The organism is Slackia heliotrinireducens DSM 20476 (assembly GCF_000023885.1).
GTDB classification, from domain to species: Bacteria; Actinomycetota; Coriobacteriia; order Coriobacteriales; family Eggerthellaceae; genus Slackia; species Slackia heliotrinireducens.
This window is the reverse complement of the sequence record NC_013165.1, coordinates 1,805,291-1,828,429: the sequence shown is the minus strand read 5'-3', so window position 1 is coordinate 1,828,429 and position 23,139 is coordinate 1,805,291. Positions and strand designations below refer to the sequence as shown.

Genomic DNA, 23,139 nt, shown 5'->3' with positions numbered 1-23,139 from the left:
AGGGCTATCAATATGGCAGATAAGAAAACATCCCTCAAGAATACGCGCAACATCGGCATCATGGCCCACATCGACGCGGGCAAGACGACGACCACCGAGCGTATTCTGTATTACACCGGCAAGACCCATAAGATCGGTGAGGTGCATGAGGGCGCTGCAACCATGGACTGGATGGTCCAGGAGCAGGAGCGCGGCGTAACCATTACGTCCGCCGCTACCACCACCTTCTGGGAGAAGGATGGCGTCGAGCACCGCATCCAGATCATCGACACCCCGGGCCACGTGGACTTCACGGCCGAGGTCGAGCGCTCCCTGCGCGTTCTTGACGGCGCCGTCGCCGTCTTCGACGCTGTCGCCGGCGTTCAGCCCCAGTCCGAAACCGTTTGGCGCCAGGCTCATCGTTACGGCGTTCCCCGCATCGCCTACATCAACAAGTACGACCGCGTCGGTTCCGACTTCTTCCATGCTATCGACACCATGAAGACCCGTCTGGACGCCCCCGCAGTCGCCGCCCAGATCCCCATGGGCGCAGAGGACAACTTCTGGGGCCTGGTGGACCTGGTTACCATGACCGCCTGGGACTTCAAGGCTGACGATAAGGGCATGACCTATCCCGAGCAGCTGCCTGAGATTCCTGCCGAGTTCGTCGAGCAGGCTCAGGAGTACCGCCAGATCCTCGTTGACGCCGCCGCCGACTTCGACGACGACCTCATGGAGAAGGTCCTGATGGACGAGGAGTTCACCGTCGAGGAGCTCAAGAACGCCATCCGCAAGGGCACCATCGCCTGCGAGCTGAACCCTGTTTTCGTCGGTTCTTCCTACAAGAACAAGGGCGTCCAGGAACTGCTCGACGCAGTGTGCGACTACCTGCCCAGCCCGGTCGACGTGCCCGCCATCAAGGGCACCATCCCCGGCAAGGACGAGGAAGGCGAGCGCCCCTCCGACGAGAAGGCTCCCTTCGCAGCCTTGGCATTCAAGATCATGACCGACCCCTACGTCGGCAAGCTGACCTACTTCCGCGTGTACTCCGGCAAGGTCGAAGCTGGCTCTTACGTCCTGAACTCCACGAAGGACAAGAAGGAGCGCATCGGCCGCATCCTGGAGATGAACGCCAACGAGCGTATCGACCGCGACTACTGCGCCGCCGGTGACATCGTCGCCGCCGTCGGTCTGAAGAACACCACCACGGGTGACACGCTGTGCGCCGAGAACGCACCCATCATCCTGGAGTCCATGGAGTTCGCCGACCCGGTTATCGACATCGCCATCGAGCCCAAGACCAAGGCTGAGCAGGACAAGATGGGCATCGCCCTTCAGAAGCTCGCCGAAGAGGACCCGACGTTCCGCGTGTCCACCAACCATGAGACCGGCCAGACCATCATCGCCGGCATGGGCGAGCTGCACCTGGAGATCATCGTCGACCGTCTGCTCCGCGAGTTCAAGGTCGAGGCTAACGTCGGCAAACCGCAGGTTGCCTACCGCGAGAAGGCCACCGTGCCTGCTCTCAACGTTCAGGGCAAGTTCGTCCGCCAGTCCGGCGGCCGCGGCCAGTACGGCGACTGCGTCATCAACATGTACCCTGCCGAGCCTGGCGAGGGCTACAAGTTCGAGAACAAGATCGTCGGCGGCGTTGTGCCCAAGGAGTACATCCCGTCCATCGATAAGGGCATCCAGGAGGCTCTGGAGTCCGGCGTTCTGGCCGGCTTCCCGGTCGAGGACGTCCGCGTCGAGCTCATCGACGGTTCTTACCATGACGTCGACTCCTCCGAAGCCGCCTTCAAGGTTGCCGGCTCCATGGCCATCAAGGCCGCTCTGCGCAAGGGCCAGCCGGTCATCCTCGAGCCGGTCATGGCTGTCGAGGTCGAGACCCCCGAAGAGTACATCGGCTTCGTCATGGGCGACATCCCGAGCCGCCGTGGCCTGATCCAGGGCCAGGAGCAGCGTGGCAACGCCGTCTGCATCAGCGCCAAGGTTCCGCTGAGCAACATGTTCGGCTACGCCACCGACCTGCGTTCCGGCACTCAGGGCCGTGCTGTGTACACCATGCAGTTCGACTCTTACGAGCCTGTGCCGAAGAGCGTTCAGGAAGAAATCATCAGCAAGGCTGGCGGAAGCGCTTCTTAATGCGTGACGCAAACTTCTATGGAGGAAATTAAAGTGGCTAATCAAAAGATCCGCATCCGCCTGAAGGGCTACGATCATGAAATCGTGGATCAGTCCACGAAGCTGATTGTGGACACCGCCCAGAAGACCGGTGCAAAGGTCTCCGGACCTATTCCCCTGCCCACCGAGCGCAACCTGTACTGCGTCGTTCGCGGTCCCCATGTCGACAAGGACTCCCGTGAACAGTTCGAGATGCGTACGCACAAGCGCCTGATCGACATCCTGGAGCCGACCCAGAGCACCGTTGACTCGCTCATGCGTCTCGATCTCCCGGCTGGTGTCGACATCGAGATCAAGCTGTAAGGAGTGACCGAATTATGATCAATGCCATCTACGGCAAGAAGATCGGCATGACCCAGCTCTTCAACGAGGACGAGAAGGTTGTCCCTTGCACCGTCATCGTGGCCGAGCCCAACAAGGTCTGCCAGATCAAGACTACTGATACCGACGGCTACGAGGCTGTTCAGCTCGGCTTCGGCGCCATCAAGCCCCAGAAGGTCAACAAGCCCATGGCTGGCCATTTCGCCAAGCTGGGCACCGAACCTACCCGCTACCTGCGTGAGGTTCGCGTCGAGAACGCCGCTGACTACAAGGTCGGCGACCTGCAGACCGTCGAGGCTTTCGCCGACGTCAAGAAGGTCCATGTGACCGGCACGTCCATCGGCAAGGGCTTCCAGGGCGTCATCAAGCGTCACGGCTTCCGTGGCGGCCCCGGCGGACATGGTGCGCACTTCCATCGCGCTCCCGGTTCGGTCGGCATGTGCGCTACGCCTTCTCGCGTTCTGAAGGGCGTTCGTATGCCTGGCCACATGGGCTGCAACACCGTGACCACCAAGAATCTCGAAGTTGTCCGCATCGACGCAGAGCAGAACCTGATCCTGGTGAAGGGTGCTGTGCCCGGTGCCAAGGGCGGCATCGTGCGCGTCCGCATGGCTTAATAAGAGGAGTTCAACACAATGGCTACTATTGAAATCAAGAATGCCAGCGGCGAGAAGGCCTCCGAGGTCGAGCTCGAGTCCGCTGTGTTCGGCATCGAGCCGAACGTGCATGTGATGCATACGGTCGTCCGCTCCCAGCAGGCGGCCATGCGTCAGGGCACGCATGACACCAAGACCCGCGGCGAAGTTCGCGGCGGCGGCAAGAAGCCGTGGCGTCAGAAGGGCACCGGCCGTGCCCGTCAGGGTACCATCCGTGCACCCCAGTGGGCTGGCGGCGGCACCGTCTTCGGTCCTCATCCCCGCAGCTACGCCTTCCGCGTGAACCGTAAGGAAGTCAAGCTGGCCATGCGCTCTGCGCTGTCTGCCAAGCTTGCCGATGGCCAGCTGATGGTCGTCGAGGACTTCAAGTTCGAGAAGCCTTGCACCAAGGAAGCCGTCGCTTTCCTGAAGGCCAACGGTCTTGACCGTCGCACCACCATCGTCATTCCGAATGACGACGTGAACGCGTACCTGTCCTTCCGCAACATCCCCAAGGTCAACGTCATCTCCGTCGGAGAGGCCAACACCATGGAACTGATCGACAACAAGGTCCTGGTGCTCACCGCATCGACCCTGAAGCGTCTCGAGGAGGTGCTGAAGTAAATGAAGGATCCCCGCGAGGTCATCATCCGCCCGGTCATCACCGAGCATAGCTATGACATGATGGAGAAGAACACCTACACCTTCGAGGTTGCCAAGGATTCCAACAAGGTTGAGATTGCCAAGGCTGTCGAAGAGATCTTCAAGGTTAAGGTTGTCAAGGTCAACACCATCAACGTCAAGCCGAAGCCGAAGCGTGTTCGCTACCAGGCCGGTTACACCCGTTCCTGGAAGAAGGCCATGGTCACCCTGGCCGAAGGCGACTCTATCGAGCTGTTCGCCGTCAACTAACATATGGTTGATTGCCAACGACCCCCGAAACCCTCGGGGGTCGTTTTATATTTCCGACACCAGCGTAGGTGGGGGGAGTGCAACAGGACCTTCCGTGCGGATGCTCCACGTCTAGGGTGTTTGTTGCCTGCGGTCGCTCACCGTGCGTTTTATGAGGCAACGCCATAACAGGGGGAAACGCCCCTGAGTTGCAGGTATAATAGCGGGTTATGAATACGTTTAACTTGCTTACCAAAGAGATGATTGCGCAGGCCGTTTACGAGGCGATACCGCAGACCGCCTGCGTGCTGCCCGCCGATGTGCGGGATGCTCTCGTGCGCGCCCGCGGCCTTGAGGGCCCATCGCGCGGCGCCATCGTTTTAGACCAACTGCTGGAAAACGCCGATATCGCTGAAGCCGACCGCGTGCCCATCTGTCAGGATACGGGCACTACGTGGGTATGTCTAGAGATCGGGCCGGACGTGTTGCTGCCGGGAGACGCGTTCTCCCTGGTGAACGATGCTGTGGCTCGGGCTTATACGGAGGCCAACCTGCGCAAGAGCGTCGTCAAGGACGCCCTTGTGGACCGCAGCAACACCGGCGACAACACGCCGGCCTTCGTGGACGTGGAGTTCGTGGACGCCCCCGGCGCCCGCGTGCACGTGCTGTTGAAGGGCGGCGGATCCGACAACGCATCCCGCGTGGTCATGCTCACCCCTGGCGCCGGCCGTGAAGGCATTGTGCGCGAGGTCATGGACTGCGTCCGCCACAAGGCGGCAAACGCTTGCCCGCCGCTGGTCATCGGCATCGGCGTGGGCGGCACCTTCGACAAGGTGGCCCACCTGGCGAAAACGGCGCTTCTGCGTCCTGTGGGTTGTGCGAGCGAAAACCCCGAGGTGGCAGCATTCGAGCGGGAGCTTCTGGACATGGTCAACGCCACTGGCATGGGTCCCGGCGCCTTGGGCGGAAAGACTTTGGCCTTGGACGTCCACGTGAACACGGCACCGTGCCACATCGCGGCCCTGCCGCTTGCCATCAACATGGGATGCTCGGCCATGCGCCGCATGACCATTGAGCTAGAAACCACGCCGGTGGGAGGGGTCCGATGACAGAACAGCGCCGGCTTTCCCTCCCTCTGAACCGCGATGAGCTGAAAACCCTGGCCATGGGCGATGCCTGCTTGCTCACGGGCACGATGTACATGCTGCGCGACGCAGGCCACATCCGCCTTCTGGCCGAACTGCATGAACAGGGAAGCCTTCCGTACGGCCTTGACGGGCAGGCGATCTTCTACGCAGGACCCACGCCTCCTTCCGCAGGACGTCCCTTCGGCGCTGTTGGTCCCACCACGGCCTCACGCATGGATTTCGCGGCACCGGAGCTCTACCATGCCGGCATCGCTGCAACGCTTGGCAAAGGCGTGCGCTCCGATGAAGTTCGCCAGGCCTGCATCGACACCGGGTCGGTGTATTTCGTCACCACGGGCGGCGCCGCCGCGCTGTTGGCGAAGTGCGTGACGTCGGGCGAGGTCGTAGCCTACGACGACCTGGGCACCGAGGCGCTGCGACGCATCGAGGTCGTCGACTTCCCGGCGTTTGTCGGCATCGATACTGCAGGAGCATGCATCTATGACTGACGCGGCTGCACATACGGGCGTTTTCATCACTTTCGAAGGTGGGGAAGGCGCTGGAAAATCTACCCATATCAACTTCCTGGCGCAGACTCTCGAGGCCTGCGGCTTCGAGGTGGTGCGCGTTCGCGAACCCGGCTCGACTCGCATAGGCGAGCAACTGCGCGGCGTCGTGCTGGATCCCGAGAACGCCGAGATGGCCGATTGGACCGAGCTTTTCATCTACGAGGCGGCACGCGCACAGCTGGTGGCCGAAGCCATCAAGCCTGCGCTTGAACGGGGCGCCATCGTGCTCTGCGACCGGTTCACCGATTCGACGCTGGCCTACCAGGGCTATGGTCGGGGATTGGAGCTGGACCGTGTTCGAAGGGCGAATGAGCTTGCCTGCCAGGGCATAGTCCCTGATGCCACCGTGCTCATGGTGGCTCCGAACGCCTTGGAGGGGCTCTACCGCGCCACCAAGGATGACGGCGCCGACCGCCTCGAGTCCGCCGGACATGATTTCCATGTGCGTGTGAACCAGGCGTTCGTCGAGCTTGCCGCCCAAAGCAAGAAGCGCATCCGCATGGTTCAGTCCGCCAGTGCGAAATCCCTCACGTCCCAGTCGGTCTTCAAGGCCCTGGCAGATGTCCTGCCCCAGCTGGAGCGGTTCATCGGCAACGAGGATCATTTCGCATCCTTAGACGTGAAGAAGGTCGACTGATGTCGGACGCCTTCGACACCATATACGGACAGCCGAAAGTACGCGAATACCTGCGCACCTGTGTCGCATCGGGCAAGGTGAGCCAGGCTTACCTGTTCACGGGCATGGCAGGCTCCAACAAGACCGCCGCCGCGTACGCCTTCGCCGAGGAGATCTTGAAGAGCGACACGGCCGACGCGAACGAGAAGATGGAAATCCGCCGGAAGGTGACCCGCCGGGTGCATCCCGACGTGCGCTACGTCGTGCCCGAAGGCGCCCAGGGGTACCTGGTCGAGCAGATCCGCGAGATCGTCTCCGACTGCGCCATGGCACCTGTCCAGGCGAAACGCAAGGTCTATATTCTGGACCGCGTGGACCTCATGGGCACGTCCCCGGCGAACGCCTTCCTGAAGACCTTGGAGGAGCCCCCGTCGGACGTTGTGTTCCTGCTTCTAGGCCGCACGTCTTCGGCGGTGCTTTCGACCATCGTGTCGCGCTGCCAGGTGGTGCCTTTCCGTAACATCCCTGCGTCGGAGGCCACGGCCATCCTGGTGCAGAACAGCCAGGCGTCCACTCCGCAGGCCATGATAGCCATCCAGGCCTGCAACGGCTCGGTGACCAAGGGCCTGGAGTTCCTCAAATCCCCGGAGCGGCAGGCCTATCGCGACAAGGTGCTGCTGGTGCTGGCGTCGCTGGCCCGTGCCGACGATTTGGACGTGCTATCGTACGCATCGGACATCGTATCCGCCACCAAGACTCCGTTGGACGCGGTCAGGCGCGAGCAGGAACGGACGCTTGAGGAAAGCTCGGAGTTTCTGCAGCGCAGCGCCCTGAAGGCGCTTGAGGCCCGTCAGAAACGCCTTTTGTCCCAGGCATCTTTCGAGCTGCTGCGCCAGATGACATCGGTGGTGCGCTCGTGGCTGCGGGATGTGGCGGTGGTGTGCGCCGGCACACCGGATTTGGTCCTCAACATCGACGCCGCGGATGCCATTCGCGATGCGGCCCGACATACAACCGTGGAGGCCGCGTGTAAGGCCGAGAAATGCGTTGATGCCGCGGAGGTCGCCATTACGTATAATGTTTCACCACAAGTGAGCATCGAAGCGATGCTTTTTGAGATAAGAGAGGTTTTATATGCCTAAGGTCGCACCGGTCCGGTTGACCTACAATCCGAAGATACTGTGGTTCGACCCGGTTGACATAGATATCCACGCAGGCGACAAGCTTATTGTGAGCACCGAGCGCGGCACCGAATTCGGCACTGCCGACAGCGATCTGAAAGAGGTCCCCGAGGAGGCCATCGAAGCGCTGGACAGTCCGCTGAAGCCCGTGCTGCGCATCGCCACCGAGGAAGACGAAGCCCACTGGGAAGAGCAGATGCGTCTTGCTGAAGCCGCCGTCCCCGTTTTCAAGCGCATGGTGGAGGAGCAGGGTCTGGATATGCGCCCCGTCACGGTCGAGTACTTGTTCGACGGCGACAAGGGCATCTTCTACTTCGAATCCGAAGAGCGTGTGGACTTCCGCAACCTGGTCCGCTCGCTGGCGTCCGAATTCCACATCCGCGTTGATATGCGCCAGATCGGCGTCCGCGACGAGGCTCGCATCGTGGGTGGCTACGGCCACTGCGGCCAGGAGCTGTGCTGCGCGCGCATGGGCGGTAAATTCAATCCCGTCACCATCCGCATGGCCAAGGATCAGGACCTGTCGCTGAACCCGCAGAAGATCTCCGGTGTTTGCGGTCGCCTCATGTGCTGTTTGCGCTACGAGTCGGATGTCTACAAGGAGTTCAAGACGGGGTGTCCCAAGCTGAATGCCAAGGTCGATACGCCGGAAGGCGAGGCCAAGGTGGTCGAAGTGAACGTTCCGCGTGAGACGGTGACCATTTTGACCTCGGACAACAAGCGCATCCGCGTACCTGTCGCCGACATGACCGTGGAACGCGAGAACAATCCCAACGGCAAGCCGGACACGGTTCCCGAGGACGTCTACTTCGAGTGCAAGGACGCCAACAACGCGGCCAAGACCACGGCGCTTCTGGTGGACAAGCTCTTCACCGGAAACGACAAGGTGGCTGAGAATCCGCGTGCGGTGCACAATCCTTCCCGCAGGCGCGCAGACGGTGCTGCCAAGGAAGGCGAGGGCGCATCGAAGCGTTCGCGCAGGCGCCGGAGCCGCTCCAAGAACGGATCGGACGCCCAGGCGGGCCAGCCCAAGCAGCAGCAGGCGAAGCAGCCCAAGAAGGCCAAGGGCCAGCAGGACAAGAACGCCCAGCAGAAAACTGCCAAGGAACAGCAGCAGGCCAAGTCCCAGCGCACCAACCAGAAGCCGCGCCGCAGGCATGTGACGACGGGCGGCGCTGCAGGTGCGGGCGCATCCGCGGAAAAGCAGCCGCAGCAGGCCCAACAGCAGAAGCAGCAGAAGCCCCAGAAACAGCAGTCGAACCGCAAGCCGCGTCCGCAGAAGCAGAACACAGGCGCCCGTCCGGGCCAGCGTTCTTCTGGATTGGCGGAGACACGTTCCGGGCAGGGGACATCCAACCATCAATCAAACAACGGCGCCGCCGGTGAGCACCGTCGCACCCGCAGGCGCAGCCATAAAGCACAGGGTTCCGAAGGACAACAACAACAGGAAAACTAACACCAGGGGATGATTGTCTATGACCAGGAATGAACTCAAATACGCATTGTTGACGGACCTCTACCAGCTCACCATGGCCCAGGGCTATTGGGAATCCGGCAAGGGTGACGAAGAGGCCTGCTTCTTCATGTACTTCCGCGACAACCCGTTCAACGGCGGCTTCGCCGTATCCTGCGGTCAGGCCCAGCTTGCCGAAATGATCGACGGCTTCCGCTTCGAAGACGCGGATATCGAGTATCTGGCCTCGCTGAACGCTCCTCTGGGCGGTCCGCTGTTCGAGAAGGAATTCCTCGAATACCTGCGCGGCATGAGGCTTACGGTCGACATCGACGCCGTCCGCGAAGGCACCATCGTGTTTCCCATGGAACCGCTGGTGCGTGTGAGCGGCCCCATCATGCAGTGCCAGCTTCTGGAGACGGCGCTGCTGTGCTGCATCAACTTCCAGACGCTGATCGCCACCAAGGCCGCCCGCGTCTGCCTTGCCGCCGAGACCCCTGTGGCCGAATTCGGCCTGCGCCGCGCCCAGGGTGCGGGCGGGTCGCTTTGGGCGAGCCGCGCCGCGGTCGTCGGAGGCTGCTCTTCGACTTCCAACGTCATGGCCGGCAAGATGTACGACATCCCGGTTTCGGGAACGCACGCCCATTCCTGGGTCATGTCCTTCGACGACGAGCTGGAGGCGTTCCGCGCCTACGCGAAAATCTTCCCCAACAACTGCGTGCTGCTGGTGGACACCTACGACGTGAAGCGCGGCATCGAGAACGCCATCACCGTCGGTCTCGAGATGCGCGAGCGCGGCGAGCGCCTCATCGGCATCCGTATCGACTCCGGCGACCTTGAATGGCTTGCCAAATACGCCCGCGAGCGTTTGGACGAGGCGGGGCTGACGGATTGCGGCATCGTGCTGTCCAACGACCTGGACGAATACAGCATCGCCTCCATCAAGGCAAGCGGTGCCAAGGTCAACTCCTGGGGCGTGGGCACGAAACTCGCCTGCGCGTACGACCAGCCTTCGCTGGGCGGCGTGTACAAGCTCTGCGCAACCCGCATGCCGGGCGAAGAGCGCTGGACCGGCCGCATGAAGGTGTCCGAGAGCACAGCCAAGCTTACCATCCCGGGCGTTCTGGACATCCGACGTTACATCGATGAGAACGGCAAACTGGCCGGCGACATGGTGTTCGATGTGAACGAAGCGGTCAATGAGCACGGCGTTATCGTCGACCCTGCCGACGTGCTGCGCCGCAAGACCCTAGGCGAGCATGAATTCGAAACGCTGCTCATCCCTCTGGCCCGCAACGGCGAGTCGGTGCTCAGCGACGAGGACCGCAACGCCATGGCGGCCCAGAAGCGCGTGAAGGCAGGGTTGGAGCAGCTGGACGAATCCCAGAAGCGCCAGTTGAATCCGCATTCCTATCCCGTGGGCTTGGAGCAGGGCCTTTGGGACCGTCGAGCAAAGCTCGCAACGGAGCTTCGCGGCCGGTAGTTAGTCAGTTGTTATGTCTGACGGCCCGGCGCTCAACGCCGGGCCGTTTTTTGTGCGTTGCGAGGAGCGCCGTATGATCCGTCTGATAACAGATTCCGTGGCTTCGATTCCTGCAGATGTGGCTGAACGTGAGAACATCCGCGTCATCAGCATGTTTCTGCATGAGGGCGACAAGGAGCACGTCGAAACCACCATGGATATCGACGAGTTCTACGACCGCATCGGGGACATGGTGGACAACATCCCCACGTCATCTCAGCCGCCGATGGGTGAGTTGGAGGACATGTTCGAAGAGGCCGCCCAGGCGGGGGACAGCGTCATAGCCGTTTTCATCACCATGGGCCTGTCGGGCACGGCGGCCAACGCCGCTAGCGTTGCCGAGAAGGTCAAGGCCCGACACGCCGGGTTCGACATCGTAGTGATTGATTCCGGGTCCTGCGGCCTTGACGAGGGGTTCTGCGTTTTGGAATGCGCCAAAGCCATCAAGGAGGGCAAATCCTTCGAGGAGTGCGTCCAGATTACCGTGGATGCGGCGGCTCGTTCGCGCTTCGTGTTCGCTCCGCAGACCTTGGCGTTTTTGAAGGCGGGCGGGCGCATCGGCCATGCGGCCGCGCTTTTGGGAAGCCTTATCCAGCTGACACCCATCCTGACGGTGGTCAACGGCATCGTGGAGGCTCCGGTGAAGGTGCGTACCTACAAGCGCGCCAAGCGGGCCATCGTCGACCAGCTCAAACGGGATATGGACGAGTGCGGCCTGCAGGAATGCGTGGTGCAGTACATCGGCCCGAAGTCTGCGGCGGTGGACTTCGCGAAGGAATACGTGGAGCCGCTGCTGGGCCATGCCGTCGACATCATACCCGTCAGCCCCTGCGTGGGTCTGCATGTTGGACCCACGGTCGCGGTGGCTTACATCGCGCAGAGGAAGCTTCCCGGCAAGATCGACGATCCAAATTCGTTGATTTACCGCATATAGAAGATTGTGGCTGTTGACGTCGGTTCCTGCGGATACTATGAACCGATGCATACACTCTCCCGTAAAGCGGGAATTACGAAAGGCTCATATGACCGCACAATGCAATTTGATCATCGACTCCTGCAGCGACCTGCCGGCTTCCGTTGTGGACCGGGAGGGCATCACGCTGCTCGAGTTTCCGTTCTTCTTCGGCGAAGAGGAGCATAAAGACGACCTCTGGCGATCGATGACCGTCAGCGAGTTCTACGGTCGCATGCGCAAAGGCGAACAGCCTTCCACCGCGCAGCTTCCCATTTCTGAACTGACCGACGTCTTCACCAAGGCCGCGCAAAGCGGCGTGCCGACGGTGTACATCAGCTTCACGGCCGGCCTGTCCGGCTCCTTCGACCTGGCTTGCATGATCCGCGACCAGGTGGTTGCCGAATACCCCGAGGCTGAACTGTACGTCGTCGATACGCTTCTGGCATCCACGGCCGAGGCATTCATCGTGTATGAAGCCCTTCGCCAGCGCGAGAAGGGTCTGACCGCCAAGGAGATGGTGGCGTGGGTCGAAGAGGCGCGCTATTTCGTGAACTGCATGTTCATGGTGGATGATTTGGAATCGCTGCGTCGCGGCGGACGCATTCCCGATGCCGTCGCCTATGCCGGCGCCAAGCTTGATGTGAAACCCATGCTCACCATCGGTCTGGACGGCAGGCTGTCCATGCGCGGCGTAGCCCGCGGCCGCAAGAAGGGCATTCGCCAGATGGCCGAGTTCTACAACAGCCATGTGGACCGCAACAACCCGTCGCAGACCGTCGCCACCGGCAACGCCGACTGCCCGAAGGACGCGCAGCGTCTGCAGGAGCTTATCTCCAAGGAGAACGACGGCGTCATGTTCCTGGATTCCACGATCGGCCCCGTCATCGGCTGCCACGTGGGACCCGACATGGTGTCCATCGTGTTCTGGGGCGGCGACCGCCGCGAGGACCTTTCGGTGGCTGACCGCATCGCCCGCCGCGTCCGCGGCGCCTAACGGGCGCATCCGGCGTTCGAACCGCCATGGTGGCCTCGTCAGGAAAACCTACGTTTGATTTGAGAGGAGCCGCAGCTACGCGGCTCCTTGCTTCGTGCGAGCTGTGCCCGCGCATGTGCGGGGCGGACCGCCTAGCGGGAAAACGCGGCGTATGCGGCGCTGCCGACGAGCTGCGTGTGGCCCGCTCGGCTCTGCATTTCTGGGAGGAGCCTCCTATTTCCGGGGAGGCGGGAAGCGGCACGGTGTTTTTCAGCCACTGTCCGTTGCACTGCATCTATTGCCAGAATGCCGGAATTGCAAATGGCCAGGTAGGTCGCGATATTACGGTCGAACGGCTTGCCGAATGCTACCTTGAGCTGCAATCCCAGGGGGCGCTCAACATCAATCTGGTCACAGCTACGCACTACGCCGTGCAGGCCGTGGCCGCCCTTGACCGGGCCCGAGCATGCGGCCTTTCCATTCCTGTGGTCTGGAACACGTCGGGCTACGAGCGGGCGGAACTGGTGCGCGCCCTGAACGGCACGGTGGACGTGTGGCTTACGGACCTTCGCTACGCCCGTCCCGAAACCGCCAAGGCATTTTCCGCCGCGCCGGATTACCCCGAGGTGGCACGGTCGGCCATCGCCGCCATGGCGCAGTCGGATGCTCAGGTCATCGTGCGGATCCTGGCGCTTCCCGGGCACGTCGAGGAAGCCTTCGAGAACGTGGCCTGGCTGGTGAATACGTTCGGCGAACGCGTCACGCTGAGCATGATGAGCCAGTACACGCCCATGGGGGCGTTCCCGCAGCATCCCGAACTCGAGCAGAGGGTCGATCCCGACGAGTTCGATGCGTTGCTCGACTTCGTGGATTCCTTGGGTGTGGAGGAGTACTTCTGGCAGGAGGGCGAAGCAGCCCTGGAAAGCTTCATCCCCGATTTCGAGGCGTGCGAAGGGGTGTAGGCGAGCCGCCTGTGCAAATCCATTCAGAATAGTTTCGTGCGCATCTGCGATTTCAGGTGCGTTGCTTTCATATGCGGTTTCGCACGGGCGAAACTGTTGAGATTCATTGACGAACGGGAAAATGCAATCTAGCTGCCCTTCGGTGGAATACCGAAATGCAATAATGGTATATACCACATGATAGGGGGAACAATTGGCGAATGGGAACATGGCGGGCGAAAGCCCGATGACGCTTGATGCGCTTGAAAAGGGGCGGTGCGCCATCGTGAAGGCGGTCGGCGGGCAAGGCGCGCTCCGGCAGCATCTTCTTGATATGGGCGTGATCCCCGGCGCGCGGATGGAGTTCGTGAAAAGCGCGCCTTTGGGCGATCCGCTGGAATACCGCATCCACGGCTACGAATTGACGCTGCGCCGCGAGGACGCTTCGCAAATCGAGGTCGAACCGATAGCATCCGACCAGGCGGGGCATACGTCGTATTTCGAATCGGACCTTTCCGACGACGAGGCGGAGCACCCCGGTTTGGGCGAAGGCGGCCGGTTCCATTCCCGTGCCGACGAGAACCCGTTGCCTGACGACACCGTGCTCACCTTCGCGCTTGCCGGCAACCAGAACTGCGGCAAGACGACGCTGTTCAACCAGCTCACCGGGGCCAACCAGCGGGTCGGCAACTTCCCGGGCGTGACGGTGGACCGAAAAGAAGGCGTCATCAAGGGGCATCCGAACACCAGCATAGTGGACCTGCCGGGCATCTACTCGATGTCGCCGTACAGCAGCGAAGAGGTCCTTTCGCGCGCATACATTCTGGATGAGAAGCCCACGGGCATCATCAACATCGTCGACGCCACGAACATCGAGCGCAATCTGTACCTGACCATGCAGCTCATGGAGCTCAACGTGCCCATGGTGCTCGCGCTCAACATGATGGACGAGGTGCAGAGCAACGGCGGATCCATCCGCGTGAACGAGATGGAGGCCATGCTGGGCATCCCTGTTGTGCCCATCTCGGCAGCCCATAACGAAGGTGTTGAGGAACTGGTCGACCACGCCTTGCATGTGGCCCATTACCAGGAACGTCCCGGGCGCCAGGACTTCTGTGACGTGCACGACCGAGGAGGTGCGGTGCACCGGTGCCTGCACGGCATCATGCACTTGATCGAGGACCATGCCGAGCGTGCGGGCATTCCGGTGCGTTTCGCTGCGACCAAGCTTGCCGAAGGCGACTCCCGCGTGGCCGAGGCGCTCGATTTGTCCCGCAACGAGACGGAAATGGTGGAGCACATCGTGGGGCAGATGGAGGAGGAGTGCGGGCTTGACCGTGCGGCCGCCATCGCCGACATGCGGTTCTCCTTCATCGGCAAGGTGGTCTCGCGAACTGTTGTGAAACCCCAGGAGAACAAGGAGCATGCCCGCAGCGCCGCCATCGACCGGCTGCTTACGGGCCGCTGGACCGCCATCCCGGTCTTCGTCGCCATCATGGCGGCCATCTTCATTCTGACCTTCAACGTCATCGGCCCCTTCTTCCAGGACCTGATCCAGCTGGGAATCGACGGGGTCACCTCCGCCACGGCAGGAGCGCTCGACGCTTGGGGCGTCAGTCCCGTCATCGAGTCGTTCATTCTCGACGGCGTGTTCAACGGTGTGGGCACGGTGCTTCTGTTCTTCCCGATCATCGTCGTGATGTTCTTCTTCCTCTCGTTGCTGCAAGACACGGGCTACATGGCGCGCGTGGCGTTCTTCATGGACCGCTCGCTGCGCCGCATCGGCTTGTCGGGCTCATCCATCGTCCCTATGGTCATGGGGTTCGGCTGCACGGTGCCGGCGGTCATGGCTGCCCGAACGCTGCCATCGGAGCGCGACCGTAAGCTGACCATCCTGCTCACGCCGTTCATGAGCTGCGCAACCAAGCTCACCATCTACGGATTCGTGGCCGAGGCGTTCTTCCCGCGCAACGCCGGATGGGTCATGGTGGGGCTTTACCTGCTCGGCATCCTCGTTGCCGTGGTCATCGGTGTCGTGTCGCACAAATCGGTGTTCAAAGGCGAAGCGATCCCCTTCGTCATGGAGCTCCCGAACTACCGCATGCCTTCGGCGAAGAGCGTCGGCCGCCTGGTGTGGGACAAGTCGAAGGACTTCATCACCAGGGCCTTCACGGTCATCTTCGTGGCAACCATCATCGTCTGGTTCCTCCAGTCCTTCTCCATCCGCTTCGAGCTGGTAGAGGCGGCGGACGACAGTATCCTGGCCATGCTTGCGGGATGGCTGGCGCCCCTGTTCGCACCGCTGGGTTTCGGCGACTGGCGCTTCGTCACGGCCCTCATCGCGGGCTTCATGGCCAAAGAGACGGTCGTTTCAACGCTGTCTGTGCTGTTCAACGGAACGGGTGCTTTGGTCTCGGCGCTGTCGCCGGCTGCGGCGCTGTCGTTTTTGGTGTTCTGCCTGCTCTACACCCCGTGTGTGGCGGCCGTCGCCGCCATCAAGCGCGACCTGGGCGGCAAATGGGCCGTCGGCATCGTGGTCATGCAATGCGCGGTTGCCTGGGTGGTTGCGTTCGCGGTGTACCTGATAGCTTCGCTGGTGATATAGCCTGCATCTCGCATTTCGTTTGGATTCGGGAAGCCGTCCGTACAGGGCGGCTTCTTTCGTTCGCGGGCAAGTCGGCGGGTGTCTGCCAAGGTGCGAAATGCCAACGGATTGGAAACGGTTTGCAACGTGCCAATAACGGTATTACTGTATGACCGCAATTGATGCGGTGGTTTGCTACCATGGCGGTGCCTGATGAGGAGAGGGGGCACTGTGGACCTGAGCATGTTCGAACTGATGGACAAGGACAAGGTACTGGCCGCTGCAGGGCGCACGCGCTCGGACGGGACCTGCACGTTTACCGCCGACGGTTCGATATTGCTGTGCTGCGACAAGGACGTTGAGACCTACCGGGTGCCCGCCGGAACCCGCGCCATCGGGCCTCACGCCTTCGAATATCGCAGGCGACTGACCCGAATCGAGTTGCCGGAAGGGTTGGAAGACATCGGCGAAGCGGCCTTTTTGGCGTGCAACGCGCTGGTCAAGGCCGATTTCCCCACGACGCTCAAACATATCGGCGACATCGCCTTTTTCGCAACCAAGCTCAAGAGCATACGCATTCCTGCCGGTTTCGAATTCATGGGCGATGCTCCGTTTCTGTACATGCCCCGGCCCGCCGGCCGCAGCGGCTCTATGCTTGCGCCTGAATGCGCGGTCGAGGTGGAGCCCGGCAACCTGCGGTACAGCACTTCCGACGGCTTTCTTCTGGAACGCATGGACGACGGTCGGCTGCAGGCGGTGTACTACTTCGGCCCTGGCGGCGCCGTGACGATTCCCGACGGCGTGTCGCGTGCGGGTGCTTATGCGTTGACCTGCTCTGTCACCGTCGATGAGCTGAATATTCCCGCCTCGCTTCGCGAGGTAGGCACAAACGGGCTGTCCATGCACAACCACCCCGACGCGATCCGTCTTGCCGTCGGACAGGGCGAGGTGCTGGAGATTCTTCCGTCGAAGGAATCGCTCAAGACACGTCAATATGTGCGCATGTTCTCCGACGGCGTGATTGACGCTGCCCAGCTGGCGAAGGAGTATGACGCCGGACTGCGTGCCATGAAGCCGACGGAGGAGCGGACCCGCCGTATCGTGCGCCGCCTGCAGAACGGGGTTCTTCTGGACGGAAAGGACCGATCGGCGTTTCTGAACCTGCTTGCCAGGGACCTGGACCGCATCGTCGAGCGGTGCGCCCGAAGCGACGATGTCCAAACGGCGGGAGCCCTGTGCGATTTGGGGGTCATTTGCCGGAGCAACATGTCCCACGCGATCGACGTGGCCAACGCTGTGGGCGGCGTGGCGGTGTGCGGTCGGCTGATACAGGCCAGCCGCAACATGGCCAGCCGACTGTCTTTGGACCTATAACCAGGAAAACGTGGAAGGAAAGCAGGTTCGCATCATGGCAGTGCAAAGCCGAAACGAACGGGATGCCCAGGTGAGGGACGTGGCTCTGCGTTGTCTGGAAGGAAGCCGGGTGCGCCTGATGATGGCATTTCGGTTTTTAGACCGGGCACTGTGGCAGATGCCTTTGGCGGCCGGCGACGTAGAAGGGCTGCTGGCGACCGACGGCTTGGAGCTGCGTTTCGATGCGCACGGCGTCATGAAGGCCTATCGCAAGAACCCCGATGCGGTGGTCAGGGCGTTTCTCCACAGCGTGCTGCACTGCATCTTCCGCCATCCGCTGCGCACGGTGCGCAAGGATCCGGCTGTATGGAACCTGGCCTGCGACATATGCGTCGAAGCGGTAGCGCTGCAGCTGTGCGGCCTACGGTTCGAAACGCCCGAGGACAAAGCAATCCGCAAGGTCGTCGACCGGTTGGAAGACGAGGGTTGCGCGCTGGTGCCGTCGCAGGTTTACCGCAGGCTGCTGATGGCGCGCACGAATCCCGATGCGCATCGGTGGCTTCAGCCCTACGCCGAAGACCCCGAGACCTTCGGCGCGCCGTTCGCGCGGGACAGCCACGAGCTGTGGGACATTGCTGCGCCAAAGGTTCAAGAGGATTCCGACGAGGACATCCAGACGCAGCCTGGCCCGCACGACCAAGGAGCCAGTCAGGGCGAAAGCCAGGCGCCCGGCGTCGACAGCGCCGACGGCGAGGATTCGGACGTCGGCGATTCTGAGGACGGGGGCGAAGGCGACGCGAAAGACGACCTTTCCGGCGAAGGCGCCGACGACGGACGCGCCGGACAGGGCGGCACGGACGGCTCCCCTCAGCTCGAGATGGGAGAGGAAACGGCTGGTTCCGAAGACGGGCAGGCCCGTGAGGCGTCAGTCCCGGACGCATCGGTGCAGGACCGGGAGGAGACCGGCGCCGAGCAGGCCTGGCAAGACATTGCCCAACAGGTCCAAACCGAGATGCAGTCGTTTTTGCAGGCCCAAGGCACGCAAACCGGCCGCATGGACGAGAACCTCACGTTGGCGAACCGCAAACCTGTGGATTACGAAGACTTCCTTAGGAGGTTCTGCGCCCTGAACGAGCGGATCAAGACCAACGATGAGGAATTCGACTACGTGTTCTACACCTACGGGCTGCAGCGTTACGGCAACATGCCCCTCATCGAGCCTTTGGAGTACCAGGAGTCCTTCGGCCTGCGCGAATTCGTGATCGCCATCGACACCAGCGGGTCCTGTTCTGGCGAGCTGGTGCGGCAGTTCCTTACGCGCACCTGCGACATCCTGGGCCAGGCGCACCTGTCGGGCACGCGGGTGAACATCCATGTGGTGCAATGCGACGCGGCGGTACAAAGCGACACCGTCATCACCCAGGAGAGCGACCTTCGCGACCTTGTGGACAATCTGACGGTCCGAGGCTTCGGCGGCACCGATTTCCGCCCTGTGTTCGCCTATGTTGACGAACTGGTGCAGCGTGGCGAATTCTCCGACCTGCGCGGACTTGTCTATTTCACTGACGGGTTCGGGGCGTTCCCGAAGAATCCGCCAGGATACGACGTAGCCTTCGTGTTCGTAGAGGAGGAAGGCAGGCAGTGGCGCGTGCCGCCATGGGCCTGCAAAGCGGTCATCGGTGAGGATGACATATTGCAGATAGACGCGCAGGGCAAGGCCCTCGAGGGGAACAGGAGTTGATGATGGATATCGCACAGGCGAAACAACAGGTCAAAGATGCGGTTACCGCCTACTTGGCTCTGGATGGGTTGGGGGCGCCGCGTCTGGCAGCCTCCGGACAGCGTCCGCTGTTCCTGCTGGGGGCGCCAGGCATCGGCAAGACCGCCATCATGTCCCAGGTCGCCCATGAGCTGGGCATCGGACTGGTGAGCTACTCCATGACGCATCACACCCGCCAAAGCGCGCTGGGCCTGCCTTTCATCGTGCATAAGGAATACGGCTCAGGCGAAGCATTCGACGTGAGCGAATACACCATGAGCGAAATCATCGCGAGCATCTACGACTACATGGAGGAAACCGGGCTTGACCGGGGAATACTCTTCCTGGACGAGATCAACTGCGTGTCGGAGACGCTCTATCCCAGCATGCTGCAGTTCCTGCAGTTCAAGACCTTCGGCCGTCACCGCGTGCCGAAGGGGTGGGTGGTGGTGTGCGCCGGCAACCCACCCGAATACAACCGAAGCGTGCATGAGTTTGACATCGTTACGCTGGACCGCCTGCGCAAGGTGGAGATAGAGCCCGGCCTTGCCGCTTGGCGCGACTACATGCGAACCATCCGGTCGCACCCATCGGTCACAACCTACCTGGAGCTGCGCCCCGACGACTTCTACGTGGTGGAAAGCACACCCGGCGGCAAGAGCTTCGTGACGGCGCGCAGCTGGAGCGAGCTTTCCGACCTGCTGGTGCTCTATGAGGACCTGGGGCTGAACGTGGACCGCACCGTGATCGGACAGTACCTGCAGCATGAAGACGTGGCGGCGCGGTTCTCGTCGTACTACGGGCTCTTCTCCAAGTACCGAAGCGACTATCGGATTGAGGACGTCCTTTCGGGCCATGTGCCTGCGGATATCTCGCAACGTGCCCGCGATGCGGCCTTCGACGAGCGGCTGGCTCTGATGGCGCTCATGCTTGACGCGCTGGAAAGCGAGGCCCGCGACGTCATGGAGCGCCACGATGCGCTGGCATCGGTGCGGGAGGTGCTGAAACGTGCGGAAGGCTGCGAAGGCCTGGCCTTGACCGACGTGTTGGAATCGGCCGTTCATAGGGAAGAGACAGCGGCGGCAGGCGATGCGGACGCTCGGTCGAAACGCAGGGCCATGCAGACGACCGTTCTGCTGAAGGAGCTTCAGCCTGCAGCCGATTATGAGGAAGCTGCGCAGCTGTACCGCGAGGCAGTAGCCCGTTTCGAATCGTCCGCCGATGGCATGCGGTCTAAAATGGACTGCGCCTACGACTTCGTCGACAATGTGTTCGGCATGGGGAGCGAAGCGCTTGTGTTCACCACGGAGCTTGCGGCGCGGCGCGACCTTGCCCAGTTCGTTGCGCTGTTCGGCTGCGACGGGTATTTCAGGCACAGCGCCAAGCTGGCGACGGACGTCGAGAGGGATGCCATCTTCGACGAGATAGACGCTTTGAACGCCGAGGCGTAAAAGAAAAAGGCCCTGGAAGCTGCCAGGGCCTTGCTTGTGCAAAAAGGAAGCTACATTTCGATACGCACGCCTCGGGTGTCGCAGTCGAGCACCATCACGTCGAACGTGGGGTGCAGCTGCTTGATGCGTGCGCGCAGGCTTTCGGCCACCAGCCCGTCGTCGACGCAGGCCATAAGTGTGGAGCCTGAACCTGAGATCCACATGGCCACGGCGCCGCCGCGTTTGCAGGTTTCGAACACGTCGTCGTAATCGGGAATCAGCTTTCGGCGGTAAGGCTCCTGCAGGCGGTCTTCGCAGGCGGCGGAGATCAGCTTCGCGTCGCCCGTTTCCAAACCGCGGGTCAGGCCCGAGATGCGACCCATCTGCCAGATGGCCGTGGACAGCGGCACTTCCGTAGGCACCACCTTGCGTGCGTCGGAGGTGTGCACTTCGTAAGGCGGCACGATGGTGACGAAGTGCAGCTTCTTGTGCACGTCGTAGCGGATGCAGTGGGGAAGCCCGCCTTCGGGTGAAAACGAGCAGACCAGCGAACCCATGATGGCGGGCGCCACATTGTCGGGGTGGCCTTCCATCTCGGTGGCGATGGCCACGGCCTCTTCGCGGCGGATGATGCGTCCCGTGAGCGACGCCGCGCCCATGATGCCTGCCACGGTGCAGGCGCTCGAGGAACCCAGGCCTCGGGCCAGCGGGATGGGCGAGTCGATATCGATGGAGATGGGGAACGGTTTTTCACCCCAATGCTCCAGCGCCAGCTCAAAGGAACGGTACACCAGGTTCTGCTCGTTGGCGAACTCTTCAGGGCAGCCGGTGATGGTCAGCTCGTCGGCGTGGTCGAAGGTGAACGTGGCGTACAGCGATACGGCCATGCCCAGGCAGTCGTAGCCGATGCCTACGTTGGCCGATGTGGCCGGTACGGTGATGGTAACGCTCACAGCAGCTCACCGCATTTGGCTTCGACGAACGCCGGCATCTCGTCCTTGGCGATGACGTCTTCGAAGCGCACGTCGGCGGATTCGAGCGCGGCCAGTGCGGCGGGGGCGGCAAGTCCGGTCTGTTTTTCAAGTTCACGCAGGCAGTCGAAGTCGGAGCCTTCGGCGTTGAAACCAAGAGCGTCGCATACGTCGCGGCAGAACTTGAAGGGGCTTGCGGTGGACAGCACCACGCGCGCCGCGGCTTTACACGGGATGCGCTTGGACACGTTCCAGCCCACGGCGGTGTGCGGGTCCAGCACATAACCGGTCTGCTTGTAGCATTCGGCCATGGACTCGCGGGCCATGTCGTCGTCGGCGCAGCCGCAGTCGAACAGCTCGCGGATGCCGGCCAGGATGTCTTCGCGGACCTCGTAGCGGCCGGTCTCCTTCAGGTCGGCCATGAGCTGGGCCACATATGCGGTGTCGCCCTTGGACGCGTAGTACAGCAGGCGCTCCAGGTTGGACGAGATGAGGATGTCCATCGAAGGCGAGATGGTCTTGTGGAACGGGCGGTTGCGGTCGTAGACGCCCGTGGTCAAAAAGTCGGTGAGGATGTTGTTGGCGTTGCTGGCCACGATGAGCTTGGCTACGGGCAGGCCCATGTTCTTGGCGAAGTAGCCTGCCAGCACGTCGCCGAAGTTGCCGGTGGGCACGCAGAACTCGACTTCGTCACCCACGTTGATCTTGCCGGCGCGGACCAGCTGCGCATAGGCGTCGAAGTAATAGGTGACCTGAGGTGCCAGACGGCCCACATTGATGGAGTTGGCGCTGGACAGGACGATGTTCTTTTCGGCCAGACGCGCTGCCAGCTCCTTGTCGGCGAAAATGGCTTTGACGGTGCTTTGAGTGTCGTCGAAGTTACCGCGGACGGCAGCCACTGCCACGTTGTCGCCCGGCTGGGTGACCATCTGCAGGCGCTGGATGGCGCTGGTGCCGCCGTGGGGGAAGAAGACCGAGATGCCCAGGCCCGGCGTGTTCGCGAAGCCCGCCAGGGCCGCTTTGCCAGTGTCGCCGCTGGTGGCGGTCAGAATCATGATGTGCTGCTCGCCGGTGGCGCGGCTCATGAGCTGCGGCAGCATCTGCAAGGCAACGTCCTTGAAGGCGCTGGTGGGACCGTGGAAGAGCTCCAGCACGTACTGGTCTTCCACGGGTACCAGAGGCGTGACCTCGGGCGCGTCGAAGGTGCCGACGTAGGCGGCGTCGACGCAGGACTCGATTTCTTCGCGGGTGTAATCGTCAAGCAGGGTGGCCAGCACGTCGGCGGCGATCTGCTGGAACGTCTGGCCGACGACCTTGTTCAAATCGAGGGCTGCGCTGCCCAGTGCGTCGGTGACGTACAGGCCGCCGTCGGGGGCGATGCCGTTCAAGACGGCTTCCTTGGCGCCGCAAACCTGGTCGGTGCCGCGGGTGCTGTGGTAAATCGAAGCCATGGATCCTCCTCGTTAGATTTCGGAATTCCGAGAGTGTATCAGAGAAACTCCAACGGAGTGGAGTGCAGCCGCCAATCCGCACTATATATACGGCTCAGGCGTTCGTATTTGCCGTGCATGCACCGCTGCGGTCGGCCAGCCCGGATGCGCGACGTCGGATGCGGGGCCGTGCGCGTCGGCTTCCCACTCGCACGTGGAAAAATACCGCGATGGCACGCCTGGCTACTTGCGCGCCTTGGGTGTT

Annotated in this window: 20 protein-coding genes; 18 read left to right on the top strand and 2 right to left on the bottom strand. The window is 62.1% G+C overall.

Annotated features, from left to right (window positions below; genetic code table 11):
* Positions 1-12: 12 nt before the first annotated feature.
* The 18 genes from fusA to SHEL_RS07860 all read left to right on the top strand — a co-directional run bounded on the left by fusA (position 13) and on the right by SHEL_RS07860 (position 20,494).
* Positions 13-2,124 (top strand): elongation factor G, encoded by a 2,112-nt coding sequence (gene fusA / locus SHEL_RS07945; protein ID WP_012798747.1) that lies wholly within the window; start codon positions 13-15, stop codon positions 2,122-2,124.
* A 33-nt stretch (positions 2,125-2,157) separates the two neighbouring features.
* Positions 2,158-2,466 (top strand): 30S ribosomal protein S10, encoded by a 309-nt coding sequence (rpsJ, locus tag SHEL_RS07940; protein ID WP_050749558.1) that lies wholly within the window; start codon positions 2,158-2,160, stop codon positions 2,464-2,466.
* Positions 2,467-2,480: 14 nt separating this feature from the next.
* Positions 2,481-3,101 (top strand): 50S ribosomal protein L3, encoded by a 621-nt coding sequence (rplC, locus tag SHEL_RS07935; RefSeq protein ID WP_012798745.1) that lies wholly within the window; start codon positions 2,481-2,483, stop codon positions 3,099-3,101.
* An 18-nt stretch (positions 3,102-3,119) separates the two neighbouring features.
* Positions 3,120-3,743, top strand: a complete 624-nt coding sequence (rplD, locus tag SHEL_RS07930) for a 50S ribosomal protein L4 (RefSeq protein WP_012798744.1) — start codon at positions 3,120-3,122, stop codon at positions 3,741-3,743.
* Positions 3,744-4,031 carry a 50S ribosomal protein L23 gene (rplW, locus tag SHEL_RS07925; protein WP_012798743.1) on the top strand — a complete coding sequence of 96 codons (288 nt, stop codon included), beginning with the start codon at positions 3,744-3,746 and terminating at the stop codon, positions 4,029-4,031. It abuts the gene before it with no gap.
* Positions 4,032-4,240: 209 nt separating this feature from the next.
* Complete coding sequence (locus SHEL_RS07920; RefSeq protein WP_012798742.1) at positions 4,241-5,119, top strand: fumarate hydratase; 879 nt, start codon at positions 4,241-4,243, stop codon at positions 5,117-5,119.
* Positions 5,116-5,646, top strand: a complete 531-nt coding sequence (locus SHEL_RS07915) for a fumarate hydratase C-terminal domain-containing protein (RefSeq protein WP_012798741.1) — start codon at positions 5,116-5,118, stop codon at positions 5,644-5,646. Before SHEL_RS07920 ends, SHEL_RS07915 begins: the two co-directional genes overlap by 4 nt.
* Positions 5,639-6,343: a dTMP kinase gene (gene tmk / locus SHEL_RS07910; protein ID WP_012798740.1), complete on the top strand. Its 705-nt coding sequence runs from the start codon at positions 5,639-5,641 to the stop codon at positions 6,341-6,343. Before SHEL_RS07915 ends, tmk begins: the two co-directional genes overlap by 8 nt.
* Positions 6,343-7,464: a DNA polymerase III subunit gene (locus SHEL_RS07905; RefSeq protein ID WP_012798739.1), complete on the top strand. Its 1,122-nt coding sequence runs from the start codon at positions 6,343-6,345 to the stop codon at positions 7,462-7,464. The genes tmk and SHEL_RS07905 overlap by 1 nt, the downstream gene beginning before the upstream one ends.
* Entirely contained in the window at positions 7,457-8,959 is a 1,503-nt protein-coding gene (locus tag SHEL_RS07900) for a PSP1 domain-containing protein (protein WP_012798738.1), read from the top strand. Before SHEL_RS07905 ends, SHEL_RS07900 begins: the two co-directional genes overlap by 8 nt.
* A gap of 19 nt (positions 8,960-8,978) precedes the next feature.
* Positions 8,979-10,439: a nicotinate phosphoribosyltransferase gene (locus SHEL_RS07895; protein ID WP_012798737.1), complete on the top strand. Its 1,461-nt coding sequence runs from the start codon at positions 8,979-8,981 to the stop codon at positions 10,437-10,439.
* Between the two features lie 73 nt (positions 10,440-10,512).
* Positions 10,513-11,412, top strand: a complete 900-nt coding sequence (locus tag SHEL_RS07890; protein WP_012798736.1) for a DegV family protein — start codon at positions 10,513-10,515, stop codon at positions 11,410-11,412.
* An 88-nt stretch (positions 11,413-11,500) separates the two neighbouring features.
* On the top strand, positions 11,501-12,427 hold the full coding sequence (locus SHEL_RS07885; RefSeq protein WP_012798735.1) for a DegV family protein: 927 nt from the start codon (positions 11,501-11,503) through the stop codon (positions 12,425-12,427).
* 113 nt (positions 12,428-12,540) lie between these two features.
* Positions 12,541-13,368, top strand: a complete 828-nt coding sequence (locus tag SHEL_RS07880; protein ID WP_232001582.1) for a radical SAM protein — start codon at positions 12,541-12,543, stop codon at positions 13,366-13,368.
* Between the two features lie 193 nt (positions 13,369-13,561).
* Positions 13,562-15,952 (top strand): ferrous iron transport protein B, encoded by a 2,391-nt coding sequence (feoB, locus tag SHEL_RS07875; protein ID WP_254303242.1) that lies wholly within the window; start codon positions 13,562-13,564, stop codon positions 15,950-15,952.
* 210 nt (positions 15,953-16,162) lie between these two features.
* Complete coding sequence (locus SHEL_RS07870) at positions 16,163-17,305, top strand: leucine-rich repeat domain-containing protein (protein WP_012798732.1); 1,143 nt, start codon at positions 16,163-16,165, stop codon at positions 17,303-17,305.
* Between the two features lie 34 nt (positions 17,306-17,339).
* Entirely contained in the window at positions 17,340-19,025 is a 1,686-nt protein-coding gene (locus tag SHEL_RS14420; protein ID WP_126513781.1) for a vWA domain-containing protein, read from the top strand.
* Between the two features lie 2 nt (positions 19,026-19,027).
* A complete protein-coding gene (locus SHEL_RS07860; protein WP_050749555.1) occupies positions 19,028-20,494 on the top strand; it encodes an AAA family ATPase in 1,467 nt (488 codons plus the stop codon).
* Positions 20,495-20,544: 50 nt separating this feature from the next.
* On the opposite strand, the gene thrB is transcribed toward SHEL_RS07860, so the two are convergent.
* Both thrB and thrC read right to left on the bottom strand, forming a co-directional pair.
* Entirely contained in the window at positions 20,545-21,426 is an 882-nt protein-coding gene (thrB, locus tag SHEL_RS07855; RefSeq protein WP_012798729.1) for a homoserine kinase, read from the bottom strand.
* Positions 21,423-22,895 carry a threonine synthase gene (thrC, locus tag SHEL_RS07850; RefSeq protein ID WP_012798728.1) on the bottom strand — a complete coding sequence of 491 codons (1,473 nt, stop codon included), beginning with the start codon at positions 22,893-22,895 and terminating at the stop codon, positions 21,423-21,425. Before thrC ends, thrB begins: the two co-directional genes overlap by 4 nt.
* Between the last annotated feature and the right edge of the window lie 244 nt (positions 22,896-23,139).